General features: G+C 70.8%; 12 protein-coding genes and 2 pseudogenes. 8 read left to right on the forward strand and 6 right to left on the reverse strand.

Features of this window, described 5'->3' with window-relative positions; genetic code table 11:
* Nucleotides 1-8 precede the first annotated feature (8 nt).
* Both N7925_RS20730 and N7925_RS20735 read left to right on the forward strand, forming a co-directional pair.
* Nucleotides 9-1,304 (forward strand): acetyl-CoA C-acetyltransferase, encoded by a 1,296-nt coding sequence (locus N7925_RS20730; protein ID WP_274344751.1) that lies wholly within the window; start codon nt 9-11, stop codon nt 1,302-1,304.
* Nucleotides 1,305-1,387: 83 nt separating this feature from the next.
* Nucleotides 1,388-3,313, forward strand: a complete 1,926-nt coding sequence (locus N7925_RS20735) for an AMP-dependent synthetase/ligase (RefSeq protein ID WP_274344752.1) — start codon at nt 1,388-1,390, stop codon at nt 3,311-3,313.
* Nucleotides 3,314-3,330: 17 nt separating this feature from the next.
* Here N7925_RS20735 and N7925_RS20740 read toward each other — a convergent pair whose 3' ends face one another.
* The 3 genes from N7925_RS20740 to N7925_RS20750 all read right to left on the reverse strand — a co-directional run bounded on the left by N7925_RS20740 (nt 3,331) and on the right by N7925_RS20750 (nt 5,605).
* Nucleotides 3,331-3,777 carry a PIN domain-containing protein gene (locus tag N7925_RS20740; protein WP_265601013.1) on the reverse strand — a complete coding sequence of 149 codons (447 nt, stop codon included), beginning with the start codon at nt 3,775-3,777 and terminating at the stop codon, nt 3,331-3,333.
* Nucleotides 3,774-4,016, reverse strand: a complete 243-nt coding sequence (locus N7925_RS20745; protein WP_265601014.1) for a type II toxin-antitoxin system Phd/YefM family antitoxin — start codon at nt 4,014-4,016, stop codon at nt 3,774-3,776. The genes N7925_RS20740 and N7925_RS20745 overlap by 4 nt, the downstream gene beginning before the upstream one ends.
* 206 nt (nt 4,017-4,222) lie before the next feature.
* The gene (locus tag N7925_RS20750) at nt 4,223-5,605 is read right to left on the reverse strand and encodes an MFS transporter (RefSeq protein WP_274344753.1); all 1,383 of its coding nucleotides are present in this window, start codon (nt 5,603-5,605) and stop codon (nt 4,223-4,225) included.
* A 739-nt stretch (nt 5,606-6,344) separates the two neighbouring features.
* On the opposite strand from N7925_RS20750, the gene N7925_RS20755 reads away from it, so the two are divergent.
* From N7925_RS20755 to N7925_RS20770, 4 genes and pseudogenes are all read left to right on the forward strand, one after another.
* Entirely contained in the window at nt 6,345-6,581 is a 237-nt protein-coding gene (locus N7925_RS20755) for a helix-turn-helix domain-containing protein (RefSeq protein ID WP_274344754.1), read from the forward strand.
* Nucleotides 6,582-7,628 (forward strand): RNA-guided endonuclease InsQ/TnpB family protein, encoded by a 1,047-nt coding sequence (locus N7925_RS20760; protein WP_274346511.1) that lies wholly within the window; start codon nt 6,582-6,584, stop codon nt 7,626-7,628. It begins immediately after the preceding gene.
* A 38-nt stretch (nt 7,629-7,666) separates the two neighbouring features.
* A pseudogene (locus N7925_RS20765) lies at nt 7,667-7,858 on the forward strand (M23 family peptidase); the annotation flags it as partial.
* A gap of 144 nt (nt 7,859-8,002) precedes the next feature.
* On the forward strand, nt 8,003-8,896 hold the full coding sequence (locus N7925_RS20770) for an MOSC domain-containing protein (RefSeq protein WP_265601017.1): 894 nt from the start codon (nt 8,003-8,005) through the stop codon (nt 8,894-8,896).
* A gap of 37 nt (nt 8,897-8,933) precedes the next feature.
* Here the strand turns inward: N7925_RS20770 and N7925_RS20775 are convergent, their stop codons facing one another.
* Both N7925_RS20775 and N7925_RS20780 read right to left on the reverse strand, forming a co-directional pair.
* Nucleotides 8,934-10,046: a glycoside hydrolase family 43 protein gene (locus N7925_RS20775; protein WP_265603949.1), complete on the reverse strand. Its 1,113-nt coding sequence runs from the start codon at nt 10,044-10,046 to the stop codon at nt 8,934-8,936.
* A gap of 146 nt (nt 10,047-10,192) precedes the next feature.
* Nucleotides 10,193-10,333 carry a hypothetical protein gene (locus N7925_RS20780; protein WP_265601018.1) on the reverse strand — a complete coding sequence of 47 codons (141 nt, stop codon included), beginning with the start codon at nt 10,331-10,333 and terminating at the stop codon, nt 10,193-10,195.
* Between N7925_RS20780 and N7925_RS20785 the strand changes: the two genes are divergently transcribed.
* Complete coding sequence (locus N7925_RS20785) at nt 10,332-10,886, forward strand: DUF6924 domain-containing protein (protein WP_265601019.1); 555 nt, start codon at nt 10,332-10,334, stop codon at nt 10,884-10,886. The two genes, N7925_RS20780 and N7925_RS20785, sit on opposite strands and share 2 nt — an antisense overlap.
* Nucleotides 10,887-10,941: 55 nt before the next feature.
* On the opposite strand, the pseudogene N7925_RS20790 reads toward N7925_RS20785, so the two are convergent.
* Nucleotides 10,942-11,585: pseudogene (locus N7925_RS20790) on the reverse strand (aldo/keto reductase); the annotation flags it as partial.
* A 154-nt stretch (nt 11,586-11,739) separates the two neighbouring features.
* Here N7925_RS20790 and N7925_RS20795 point away from each other — a divergent pair.
* Nucleotides 11,740-13,368 (forward strand): transposase, encoded by a 1,629-nt coding sequence (locus N7925_RS20795; RefSeq protein WP_265603950.1) that lies wholly within the window; start codon nt 11,740-11,742, stop codon nt 13,366-13,368.
* The last annotated feature ends 2 nt before the right edge of the window (nt 13,369-13,370 follow it).

Here is a 13,370-nt window from a genome sequence, read left to right on the forward strand (position 1 = left end):
GAGACGAGATGGTCACGGTGACGAGCCCGCGCCCGTCGATTCCCCTCGCCCTGCCCCAGCCGCGCCGCGTCGCGGTCATCGGCGGCAGCCGCACCCCCTTCGCCCGTTCCGACGGCCCGTACGCGACCGCCTCCAACCAGGACCTGCTGACGGCCGCGCTCGACGGCCTCGTGGAGCGCCACGGCCTGGCCGGGGACCGGGTCGGGGCGTTCGTCGCGGGCGCGGTCCTCAAGCACAGCCGCGACTTCAACCTGGCGAGGGAGACGGTCCTCGGCTCCGCGCTCGACCCGCGCACCCCGGCGTACGACATCCAACAGGCGTGTGGCACGGGCCTCCAGGCGGTGATCGCCGCCGCGAACACCATCGCGCTCGGGTCCGCCGACTCGGCGATCGCGGGCGGCTCCGACACCACCAGCGACGCCCCGCTCGGCGTCAACGACGAACTGCGCCGCATCCTGCTCGCCGCCCGCCGCGCGAAGACGACGACCGCCCGCCTCGGGGCGCTCGCCGCCGTCCGCCCCCGCCACCTCGTCCCGGACATCCCGCGCAACGCCGAACCCCGCACCGGCCTGTCGATGGGCGAGCACGCCGCCGTCACCGCGCGCCGCTGGGCGGTGAGCCGCCAGGACCAGGACCTGCTGGCCGCCACCAGCCACCAGCGCCTGGCGGCCGCGTACGAACGGGGCTTCCTGGACGACCTGGTAGTCCCGTACCGAGGCCTGGAGCGTGACCAGAACCTCCGCCCGGAATCGACGGTCGAGAAACTGGCGCGACTGAAGCCGGTGTTCGGGACATCCGAGCCCAACCCCACCATGACAGCGGGCAATTCGACGCCGCTGACGGACGGCGCGGCGACGGTCCTGCTGGCGAGCGAGGAGTGGGCGCGGGAGCGGGGTCTGGAGCCCCTCGCCTACCTCTCCCTCTACGAGACGGCGGCCGTGGACTACGTCGACGGCGACGACGGCCTCCTCATGGCCCCGGCGTACGCGGTGCCGCGCCTGCTGGAGCGGGCCGGTCTCGGCATCGAGGACTTCGACCTGTACGAGATCCACGAGGCCTTCGCCTCCCAGGTGCTGGCCACCCTCGCCGCCTGGGAGAAGCAGGGCCTGGCCCCGGTGGACCGGACCCGGCTGAACGTGGCCGGTTCCTCCCTGGCCACCGGCCACCCCTTTGCCGCGACGGGCGCCCGGATCGTCGCCACCCTGGCCAAGCTCCTCGCGGAACGGGACGCGCCGGTCCGGGGCCTGATCTCGATCTGCGCGGCGGGCGGCCAGGGGGTGACGGCCATCCTCGAACGCCCCTGACCCGCCCGCCTCTTGCCCCACCCCCTGCCGGACGGACGACCCGGCGAACCGACCCGCCCGACCCCCGAACCGAGGAGCCGCACGTGTCAACGCCATCTTCCGCTGCCGCCGCCACCGCCCCCGCAGCCACACCCGTTCTGGTCGAGCCGACGAAGAAGCGCGGCCCCGACGGCAGGGTCCAGGAGGTCTCCGTACCGAAGTTCGCCCCGGCCGTGGAGCGCGGCTCGCTGGCCGAGATCCCGTTCGACAACGCCCGCCAGGCCCCGTCGGACCCGGTGCTCAGCCGGAAGGACGCCGAGGGCGCGTGGCGGGACGTGAGCGCCGCCGAGTTCGCCGCCGAGGTGCTGGCGGTGGCCAAGGGCCTGGTGGCGGAGGGGCTGCGGGCGGGGGACCGGGTCGCGATCATGGCCCGGACGACGTACGAGTGGACGCTGCTGGACTTCGCGTCGTGGGCGGCCGGCCTGGTGACGGTCCCCATCTACCCGACCTCCTCCGCGTTCCAGGCCCGCTGGATCCTCCAGAACTCGGGTGCGGTGGCGTGCGCGGTGGAGACGAAGGAACAGGGGCGCCTGATCAGCCAGGAGCGCAAGCAACTCGGCGACCTGGCGCATCTGTGGCAGTTCGACACGGGGGCGATCGGCCGGCTCAAGTCCCTCGGCAAGGACATCCCGGACGCGGTGGTCACGGCCCGCCGGGCCGCCCTGGAACCGGACACCCCCGCCACCCTGATCTACACCTCGGGCACCACGGGCCGCCCGAAGGGCTGCGTCCTGACCCACGGTAACTTCTTCGCCGAGGTCGACAACGCGATCGAACTCCTCCACCCGGTCTTCAAGTCGGTCTCGAAGGACCCGGCCTCCACCCTCCTCTTCCTGCCCCTCTCGCACGTCTTCGGCCGCATGGTGGCGATCGGCTGCATGCGGGCGAGGGTGCGCCTGGGCCACGCCCCGTCCATCCGGACGGAGGACCTCCTCGCCGACCTGGCGGGCTTCCGCCCCACCTTCCTCCTCGCCATCCCGTACGTCCTGGAGAAGGTCTACAACACGGGCCGGGCGACGGCCGAGAAGATGGGCCGGGCCTCCTCGTTCGACCGGGCGGCCCGCATAGCCCAGCGCTACGGCAAGGCGGTCGAGGCCGCCGAACACGGCACAGGACCCGGCCCGGGCCTCGGCCTGCGCGCCGCCCGCGCCCTGTACGACCCGCTGGTCTACCGCCGTATCCGGGCGGCGCTCGGCGGCAGGGTCCGGTACGTGATCTGCGGCGGCTCCCCGCTCGGCCGCCGGCTCGCCGCGTTCTACGAGGGCGCGGGCATCGGCATCTTCGAGGGCTACGGACTCACCGAGACCACGGCCGCCCACACGGTGACCCCACCCCTCAAACCCCGCCTGGGCACGGTCGGTTGGCCCCTGCCCGGGACGTCGGTACGCATCGCGGAGGACGGCGAGGTGCTGCTGCGGGGCGGCCAGGTCTTCCGGGGCTACTGGGACGGCGAACGGGCGGCGGTGACCCCGGCGCTCCTGCCGGACGACTGGTTCCCCACGGGCGACCTGGGCGCGCTGGACGAGGACGGCTACCTGACGATCACGGGCCGCAAGAAGGACATCATCATCACGTCGGGCGGCAAGAACGTCACCCCGGCCCCGCTGGAGGACTGGCTGCGCGCCCACCCCCTGGTCAGCCAGTGCATGGTCGTCGGCGACAACCGCTCGTTCATCACCGCCCTGCTCACCCTGGAGCCGGACGGCCTCCAGCACTGGCGCCGGATGACCAAGAAGCAGGACATCCCGATGCGGGACCTGATCCACGACGAGGACCTGCGCACGTCGCTCCAGAAGGCGGTCGACGAGGCCAACCGCCTGGTCTCCCGCGCGGAGTCGATCCGTAAGTTCACGGTCCTGCCGGTGGACTTCACGGAGGAGAAGGGCCATCTGACGCCGTCGCTGAAGCTGAAGCGGGACGCGATCGCGCGGGACTTCGCGGGGGAGATCGAGGCGTTGTACCGGAAGTGAGGGGGCGGGGGCCTTCGTCAGAGGTCGTCGGGCAGCAGCCGGAATGCCTTGTGCCCGGTCAGAGGCCGGACCATACGGAAGTGGCGGTCGGAGGTGAAGATGAACTCGGTACGGTAGGCGGCGGCCAGCGCGACGTTCATCGCGTCCGCCAGTCCGATGCCTTTGCCGCCGTCGGCGTCCACGTATCCCTCCGCGACGGCGATCGCCGCGCTCAGGTGCGCGCCGACGGAAGGGATCTCGAATCGCCGAGTGGCTGTATTACGTTCGATGAACCGCGCTGCCGTCAGGGCCTTGTCGGCGCCCGCCTTCGTGGTGATGAGGTAATCAAGCTCGGCCAGGACGAGAGGGGAGATGATCAGGTGACTGATCGCTCCCAGTGCCTTCGCATGCGCCTCATGACCGGTGACCCTCGGGTCGAGGAGGCGGTAGAGGGCGTTGGTGTCGGCGATGGCGACCAGGCTCACGAGCCCATGCCCTTCAGCGCGTCCTCGATCTCCTCATCGGTGAGATCGGGCAGGCCCAGGTCGGGGAGCTGTATGGCGCCCATCGGGTCGGTTGGGTAGGGAGGAATGTCGTCGTCGGTGATCGGCACGACGCGCGCGACGGGGGTGCCGTTCTTGGTCACGGTGATGGTCTCGCCGCGTGCTGCCGCAGCGAGGATCTGTGAGGACCTCTGGTTGAAATCGCGGGCGTTAGTCTCCATGTACTACATGGTACTACGTGGTACTACGTGTGGCTCGGGGGCTTGCGTGCTCCTGCGATCTCGAACGCGCAACTCCCGCCGAGGGAGTCCGGCGGGGCGCACGACGGGCCTTCGCGTCCTGCAGCCCAGGCCGGCCCAGCCCGCCCCCACCCCGCCGAGCCGCGCCGCCCCGAAAGCCCGGACGGCGCGACCCGGCTGGGTTCAGCTCACCCGGCCTGCTCCCGCAGGTCGGCCCCGGCCGCCGGACTGTTCGCGGGCGCGGAGGCGTGTACGGCGGCGGGCATGCGCCAGGCCACGACCGCACCCGTCACGAGCCCCGCACCCGCGAGCAGCGTCGCCACCACGAACGGGTCGAAGGAGTGCAGGGTGGGCGCGAAGCCGACCCCGACGCAGACCGCCACCCCGGCCGCACCGCCCAGTTGGTCGGCGGCGCGCTGGACGCCCGAGGCGATCCCGGCGTCGTCCTCGGTGACGCCGGTGACCGCGACGTACTGGAGTCCGACGATGCCGAATCCCATGCCGGCCGCGATCAGCAGCATGGCCGGGACCAGCGCGGCCCCGCCCGCGGACGAGGCGGAGACGATCGCGATCGCGGCCATCGCCGCCGCGGTGAACCCCATGCCGGCGAGCACGCACGCGCGAGCGCCCCAGCGGCCCAGCAGACGGGGCACCAGCATGGAGAACACGATCAGCGAGACCGCCAGGGGCAGCATCGTCAGACCCGCGCCCAGCGGGCCCACGCCCAGCCGGTCCTGCAGATAGAACGTGAACAGCAGGAACGACGTCGACAGGGCCCCACTCAGCAGCATCGTCGCCAGATTGGCCGCGACCCGGGTGCCGTGGGCGAAGAAGCGCAGCGGTACCAGCGGGTTGCGCGAGCGTGCCTCGACCCGTACGAACCCGATGCCGGCTGCCACCGCTCCGGCCAGCGCCGCCGGAACCACCCACGGGGACGTTCCGGGCTCACTGGCCTCGACCACGCCGAACGTGAACAGCAGCGGGCAGGCGGTCAGCAGCAGTGCGCCGGGAAGGTCCAGCGCCCGCCGGTCCTCGGCCGCGGGCCGGTCGCCGTCGACCAGGAAGACGGCTGCCAGCAGGACGACCAGGATGAACGGGACCGAGATCAGGAAGATCCACCGCCACCCCAGGTGAGCGGTAACGAAGCCGGACAGCACGAACCCGAGCACGAGTCCGCAGCTGGCCACCGCCGCCCACACGCTCAGGGCCCGCGACCGGCGCGGCCCCTCGGGGAACATCAGGATGACGGTGGCCATCGCGGCGGGCAGTGCGACGGCCTCCCCGGCGCCCTGGAGCAGGCGCATGACGACCAGCAGGCCGAACGTGGGGGCCAGGCCCGCCAGCAGCGACGCGGCGCCGAACAGGCCGGTGCCCAGCAGCAGCACGCGCCGCCGCCCGAGCAGGTCGCCCAGCCGGCCGCCGAGCATCAGCATCCCGCCGCCGGTGACCGTGTACCCGACGACGACCCAGGTCAGGGAGTGCCCGTCGACGCCGAAGTCGGCGCCGATCGAGGGCAGGGCGATGTTGACCACGGTCACGTCGACCGCGATGAAGAACTGCAGCATGGACATCGCGCACAGCACCAGCCGTGCGCGTACGGGGGACGGGTTGTGCCCGCGTGATGACCTGCGGGAAGACCCGCGTGAAGAGAGGATGCCTGAGAACATCAGGTGCTCCGTAGCTCAGAAGTGGCTCCGAGCAGCACGAAGAGGCCGCCCGGATCTGATCACGAAGCGGCTGGACGCCCTGGAAGGTGTGTGAGCAGACGCCCCGCCGCTAGCGGCGGGCCTTGGTCACTGCGGCGCAAGCGGCCGCGCACGAAGCTGCAGACATGCGATCGACGGTACCAGGAGGGGTCGGGGCCGCGCCGGGGGCCGCCGAGGAGCGGCCCCCGGGCGCCCTCGGCGAGACTCCGGAAGCGTCCCGCGAGGTCTGCCCCTCCGCCGGAAATTGCGGCACCCTGGTCTCCGCTTAACTGGCGTAGATGGACAGGCGCTCCGCACCTCACGCTCCGCACCTCACGCTCCGCGCCTCGCACCCCACTGCCCGGTTGTCGACCCGGAGGATTCCTCGCCCATGCGCTGACCCGTACCAGCCTGCTGGCCCAGATGGCTCTCCTCCGACTCGCAGGCCGGAGCGGGCGGTTCTGGTGCGAGCCTGCGGGAGTCGAGTGCCGGTCGGCGACTACCTGATGCGGGGATGTCCGCACCTTCGTCCTCAATCCGGACGAGTGTTCTCTGCCGCTCTCTTGAGGGTGAACTGCTCGCATCACAGGGGCAGCTGTCGTGCGCCGTGATTACGTTGGCCGGTATGAAGGCGGATGTGGGGCGCAAGTACCGTGCGTACCCCACCGAGGAGCAGGAGTCGGTCCTGACCGGGTGGGGGCACACCGGGCGTGCTCTGTGGAACGTAGCCCTGGAGCAGCGGGTGTACCTGTACCGGCAGCGGGGGTACACGCTGCGCTCCGTCGAGCAGTGCAAGCACCTGACCGCCGCCCGCGCCGACCTGGCGTGGGTGGGAGATCTGCCCGCGCAGGCCGGGCAGTAGATCCTCCGCAATCTCGACCGGGCTTATGACAACTTCTGGAATCCGGAGCACCCGGCGAAGTTCCCGGCCAGGAAGAAGCGGGGGCACCGGCTGTCCATCCCGTTCCCGGGGCAGGCCGTCGAGGTCCGCAGGATCAACCGTAAGTGGGCCGAGGTACGCGTCCCGAAGCTGGGGTGGCTGCGCTTCCGCCACTCCCGGGCCCTGGGCGGGACGATCCGCAACGCCACCCTCTCTCGGGACGGCGACGGCTGGCACGTCTCCTTCGGCGTCCACACCGGCCGCGCACCGGACGCTCCGAACGGGAAGCCCACCTGCGGGGTGGACTTCGGCGTCGCTGCGTCTGCGTTTGTGTCCACTGAGGCCGCGCCCCGGCTCATGCCTCCGAGCCTGAGCCGGAACGAGAAGCAGCGGCTCACGTACTTGGAGCAGAAGAAGGCCCGCCAGGTTACGTACGCCAAGAAGCACAACGGAGGGAAGTACAGCCGCCGTCTGCGTCGCACGATCGGGCAGATCGGCAAGCTCAAGACCCGGCAGGCCAACCGCCGTCAGGACTTCACGCACAAGCTCACCACCGACCTCGCCAAAAACCACGGCATGGTCGGTATCGAGGACCTGCGCGTGAAGAACCTGACGGCCTCGGCCAAGGGCACCATCGTGAAGCCGGGGAAGAACGTCCGCCAGAAGGCCGGACTCAACCGGTCGATCCTGGACAACACCCCCGGTGAACGGCGGCGCCAGCTCGAATACAAGACCCGCAAGTACGGGTCAGCACTGCGGGTCGTACCGCCGTTCCACACCTCCCAGACCTGCGCCGCCTGCGGCCGGGTCGATCCTGAATCCCGTAAGGGATGCGGCCGGTTGTTCGTCTGTGTTCACTGCGAACACGAGGACAACGCCGATCACAACGCCTCGGTGGAGATCGAGGCCCGTGCCCGCCGGACGGGTGGCACGGATACCAACAGCACGTGCAGCACCCCTCGGGTGCGAGTCCCGGCCACCGGCCGGAGGCAGATGCGTGAAGCCCCGAAGCCCGCTCACGCGAGCTGAAGGGAATCGCCCTCATTTATGGGGGCGAGGATCGTCAAGTGTACTGCAAGGTGTGGGGAGAGCGGGTCGGCACGGCCACCCAGTTCAACCACTGGTGGCTGCGCACCGACCTGGACACGGTGTACGCGGGCAAGAACGGCCGCAACGCGTACGTCTCCGCGTACTACCTCTCCCGCTGGGGCAACGACGAGGCCCGCGACAACAACGGGGCGGTGATCCCGGACTGCTGAGCCGGGGGCAGGCCCGGCGGTGCGGCGCGCCGCGGTTTGGCGTAAAAGCCGTCGAGCAAGATCGGCCCGGTCTGGCACCCTGGCCGTACGGGCCCGACGGTGGAAGTCCCGGGGGGCAGGGGACCTCACGAAGGAGCGGGCCACATGGCGACCGTCGTCGATCTGTTCACCTATCCCGTCAAGGGGTGCGCGGGAACGTCCGTGGACAGTACGCACCTCACGCCGGCCGGTCTCGCGCACGACCGCAGCTTCATGGTCGTCAGCGTCGACGGCGTCTACCGCACCCAACGCCGCGACCCCCGCCTCGCCCTCGTCCGGCCCACCGTCAGCGCCGACGGCAGCAGGCTCACGCTCGCATCGGCGGAGCAGCAGAGCGGCGACGGCGGGGGCGGCGTTCGCGGTGGTGACGACGAGCTGCACCTCGACGTCACCACCACGCCTCGCCGCGACGTGGACCTGTTCGGCGTGACGTACCAGGGCATCGACCAGGGCGATGAGGCGGCGGCCTGGCTCTCGGACTTCCTGGGCACCCCGAGCCGACTGGTCCGCGTACCGCCGGAGCACGAGCGGAAGACCGATGGCCTGACCCCCGGCACCTCCGGCTACGCCGACAGCAGCGCCGTGCATCTGCTCTCCCGCGCCTCCCTCGCCCACCTGCACACGATGATGGCCGAGCGCGGCGCCCCGCCCCTGGCCATGGACCGCTTCCGCCCGAACATCGTCATCGACAGCCACCCCGAGGAGGGCGAGTACGGGGACTGGGCCGACGCCCCCCACTCCGAGGACCGGATCCGCCGCATGACCATCGGCGAGTCGGAACTGGGTTACACCAAGCTCGCCGTGCGCTGCGCGGTCACCCTGGTCGACCAGCGGGCCGGGGCCCGGGGCGGCCCGGAGCCGCTGCGAACGCTCGCGGGCTACCGGCGGGCGTCGGGCGGCGGGGTGGTGTTCGGCGCGAAGTTCTCCGTGGTGCGGCCGGGAAAGCTGTCCGTGGGCGATGAGGTGGCCGTCGAGGAGTGGGGCGACGCGGAGGCGTGAGGCCCCGCGCCGCCCGTACCTCCGGGCCCCTGGCGTATCACTCGAAGAACTTCAGGCTCCACCCCTTGTCGGACGTGGGGCCGGGGACGTTGGCGCGGGAGTAGGTGGTGTCGCCCCACCAGGCGAAGGTGCCGGTGTACCAGTGGCGGTTGGCCCAGGAGTACGGGGTGCCCTTCGCGACCGCGTGGTACATCGACGGGAACCTCGGACCGGCGGGCGGGCTGGTGTTGATGTCCCCGTGGAGCAGGACGAAGGTGTGGTGGCCGGGCCCGTTCACGTACAGGGTCGGGTCCCAACCAGCCATCATCGTGGCTCGGTTGGAGCCGAAGAGGCAGCCGTTCGACTTGTACCAGTCCCATACGTAGGTGGGGTCGCCGCCCTTGCGCAGCCGCAGGTCGGCCAGGCAGTACTGGTCGCTCCAACTGCCGTTCGCGGAGTACACGATGTGCAGCTGCCCGTTCGGGTCCTTGATGGCCTCGGGGCTCTCGTTGATGAACGGGTTGCCGACCACCCGCTCCCAGCTCTCCCGCGGCTGCGAGATGACGTACCGCGCACCGGTCGGCCGGCTCGGGCTGCTCATCCGGGCGATGTAGAGGTTCTGCTCGACGTTGGTGTCGCCCGCCCACCCGGACCAGACGAACCAGCGCTGCCCCTCGAAGGTGAACAAGGTGCCATCGATGGCCCATTTGTCGTCCGGGAGGGCGAGTTGGGTCTCGGTCCCGTACCCGCTGTCCGGGGCGGCGGAGCTGATGACGAACATGCGGTGGGCGGCTCCGACTCCGGCCGTGAAGTAGATGTAGTACCGGCCGCCGTCCATCACGATCTCGGGCGCCCAGACCTCACCCCGGCCCCGGGTGTCCGCCCAGACCTGCCGGGCGGGTGCGGTGGCCAGTCCGTCCGTGGACGACGCCTGCCGTACGACGATGCCGCCGCCGGTCGACTGGACGCCGACGTACGTACTGCCCACCCGCAACACACTGGGGTCGGCCGCGCGAAGGCTGGTCTGCCCCTGCGGAGTCACCTCACGGGGGGCGGGCGCGCCCTGGGCGGTGTCGGGGGGCGACAGGAAGAGCGTCGCGGCGAGGGCGCCGGCCAGCGCGAGCGCGCCGAGGCCGGACGAGCGGCGGAAGAGTCTCCTGGGCTTGCGCATGAGGTCGCTCCTGGGGTGGGGGGATTCGATGACGGCAACGGTGGCGGCGGTGACGACTGCCATGACGATTTACATCGATAGAAGAGCGCTCTCGCAGAATCCCGTCAGGGGCTGTCCCTGTCAACAACCCTGCACGGAGCGGCCGTTCAGAACTGGGGTGCGCGGATCAGGCGTCGCGCGGTTCTGGCGTCGATCGAGCCCAGCTCCAGGAGGCCCGGGGTGTTCTTCCGTACAGATACGGGAAGGGTGCCGCCGCCGGTGGCTTGCGGGAAGGTGTGGTCGAGCATGGGCGCGATCGGACGACCGCACGGGATCGGGGAGCAGACGGTGAAAGAGTTGCCGGAGATCGGCAGGGTCGATGAGTGGACGCCTCTCGTCATCCGGACCGACTACACCGATGACTCCGCGTGGCGGGAGGTCATCGCCGCGCTGGGCCGTGCCGCCGGGGCCAGGGAATGGGAGTCACCGGCGCACCTGGTCGACGACCGGCGGTGGGACGGGGTCACGAGTGACGAGGCTCTTGTCGCGGCGGCGCGGGACGAGGAGCTGAGCGTGGTGTTCCTCGCCGACGGCGTCACCATGCGCTCGCCCCTGCGGCCGCTGCTCGCCCTCGACCTCTGTGCCGATGACGACGAGGACCTCGACCCGGTGTACTACCGGGAACTCATCGATACGCCGCAGCCCCGCGAGGTGCGGGTCGTGCCGGACGCCGTCCACCTGGTCCACGGGAATCTCCAGCTGGCGAACGTGGACTTCCCGGAGTTCGCCGAGGAGGCCGCCGCCGATCCGGACGGTGTCGTGCGGGATCTGGTGACCGCCCCCGACGGTCCCGGAAGCTGAGACGACCGGCCGCTGTCACCCCGCCCGACGTTCCCGGCGGCGGCGCTCGCCGAGGTCACTCGTATCCCGCGACCCCGTCCAGCCGCGCCCGCAGCTCCGGTGTGAGCACAATGTCCGCCGCCGCCGTGTTCTCCTCCAGGTGGGCGACGCTGGACGTGCCCGGGATCGGGAGCATCACCGGGGAGTGGTCCAGCAGCCAGGCCAGGCAGAGCTGGGTGGGGGTGGCATGCAGCTCGGCGGCCACGGCCGCCACCTCCGCGCGGTCGCCCGCCTTGCCCCAGGCCACCGTCCGCCAGGGCAGGAAGGCGATGTCCGCCGCCTCGCACGCCATGAGGACCGGCTCGTGTTCGCGGTCGGTCAGGTTGTAGCGGTTCTGCACGCTCGCGATGTCGACGATCTTCCTGGCCTCGGCCAGCTCGGCGGCCGTCACCTCAGAGAGGCCGTCCGGCCCACCTTGCCCGCCTCGCGCAGGTCCCGCAGGGCCCCGAGCTGGTCGGCGAGCGGGGTCTGCGGGTCGATGCGGTGGAGCTGGAGCAGTTCGATCCGGTCGACGCGGAGCCGGCGCAGGGCGTGGTCCACCTCCGCGCGCAGGGACTCCGGGCGGCCGTTCAGGGCCCAGTCGCCCGTCTCGGCGGACCGGACGACGCCGACCTTCGTCGTGATCAGGAGGTTGTCCGGGTGGGGGTTGTGAGCTGTTGCCGGTTTGGTTTGCAGGAGTGAGTTGTGGCGTCAGGGGGTGGGTTCGGTGGTGGCCCGGGTGAGGGTGGGAACGGACGTTCTGGGGCCGAATGGGTGACCTTGGCGAGGGTTGTTCGTTGTGCTGGGTGGCGGATTGTTCGGCTTTGCGGCGGGGGTGGGTGGTGTGCGCGGGTTGGCGGGGCCGTTTGTGGTGCCGGGTCCTTCGGGGTTGGCGGTGCGGGACCGTCTCAAGCACCTCACCCCGGAGGATGAGCGGGTGTTGCGGGCGGTCGGTGAGTACCAGGGTGTGCTCGCTTCGCGTGATCTGAAGGTGCGCTGCGCGCAGGGTCTGGAACACAGTGCTGATACGTGGGCTGCGCGTAAGCGGGGGCTGACGAAGGTGTCGTCGTCGCGGATCGCCGGGGCGATCACGAAGGCCACCCATGATCAGTGGGCGCTCGCCCGTCGCGGCCAGGCCGCGCACATCCGGTCGCTGGAAGCCGGCATCCGGACACTGCGGCACCGGCTGTCGCTCCCGATCGGAGCGAAAGGCACGAAACGTGCGGCGGGTGGTTACCGGTCCAAGGGGGAGTGGTTCCGTAAGTCCCGTCGGCTGGTGGACCTGGAAGCTCGGCACACGGCCGCCGTGAAGGACTGGCGTGCGGGTCAGGTGCGGGTCGTGCGTGGCGGCAAGCGGCTCCTCAATACCCGGCATCACCTTGCCGCGGCCGGGCTTACCGAAGAGCGGTGGCGTGGGCGGTGGGAGGCGGAGCGGTGGTTCCTGGCTGCGGATGGTGAGTCGGGGAAGCTGCTCGGGAACGAAACGATCCGCGTCACCCCCGCCGGCCAAGTCAGTATCAAGCTGCCCGCCCCCCTGGCTCACCTGGCGAACACCAAGCACGGGCGTTACGCCCTGGCCTCGGTGGTGGTGTTCGCGCACCGGGGTGTGGAGTGGGCTGACCGTATCGAAGGCAATCGGGCTGTCGCCTACCGTATTCACCTCGACACCGCCCGGGGCCGTTGGTATCTGACCGCGTCCTGGCAACGCCCTCTCGTGCAGGCCATCCCGTGGGAGGCCGGCCGGGCCGGGGGCGTGATCGGTGTCGACACCAACGCCGATCACTTCGCCGCCTACCGCCTGGACCAGTACGGCAACCCGGTCGGTGAACCGCACCGCTTCGCCTACGACCTGTCCGGCACCGCCCACCACCGTGACGCGCAGATCCGCCACGCCCTGACCCGCCTCCTGCACTGGGCCCAACAGTGCGGTGCCACCGCCATCGGCATCGAGGACCTCGACTTCAGCGCCGAGAAGACCCGGGAGAAGCACGGCCGCAGGAAACGCTTCCGGCAACTGATCTCGGGCATCCCGACCGGGAAACTCAAGGCCCGGCTGGTCTCCATGGCCGCCGAACAGGGGCTGGTGATCATCGCGGTCGATCCGGCCTACACCTCAATGTGGGGCGGGCAGCACTGGCAGAAGCCGCTGACCACACCCCGACGGAAGATGTCCCGTCACGATGCCGCCGGTATCGCGGTCGGGAGACGCGCCCTCGGACACCCGATCCGGCGTCGGACGGCACCGCCCCCACACGACCGGAGAGATCGTGTGGGGCATCGGACCGCCCAGGCCGGAACAGGTGCACGAGAGCGTGAGGGAACCCGCCCACCCGCTACGGATCACGCCCCCAGAGACGTGCCACCGCACGGGACGCGAAAGCGGCAACCCAGCGCACCCAAAACCGTTCGGGATGCGCCCAGAACACATGAGTGGATCCAACACCCACTCATGCACACTGGTTAGGA

Origin of the sequence: Streptomyces sp. CA-278952, assembly GCF_028747205.1 — a bacterium.
Lineage (GTDB): Bacteria > Actinomycetota > Actinomycetes > Streptomycetales > Streptomycetaceae > Streptomyces.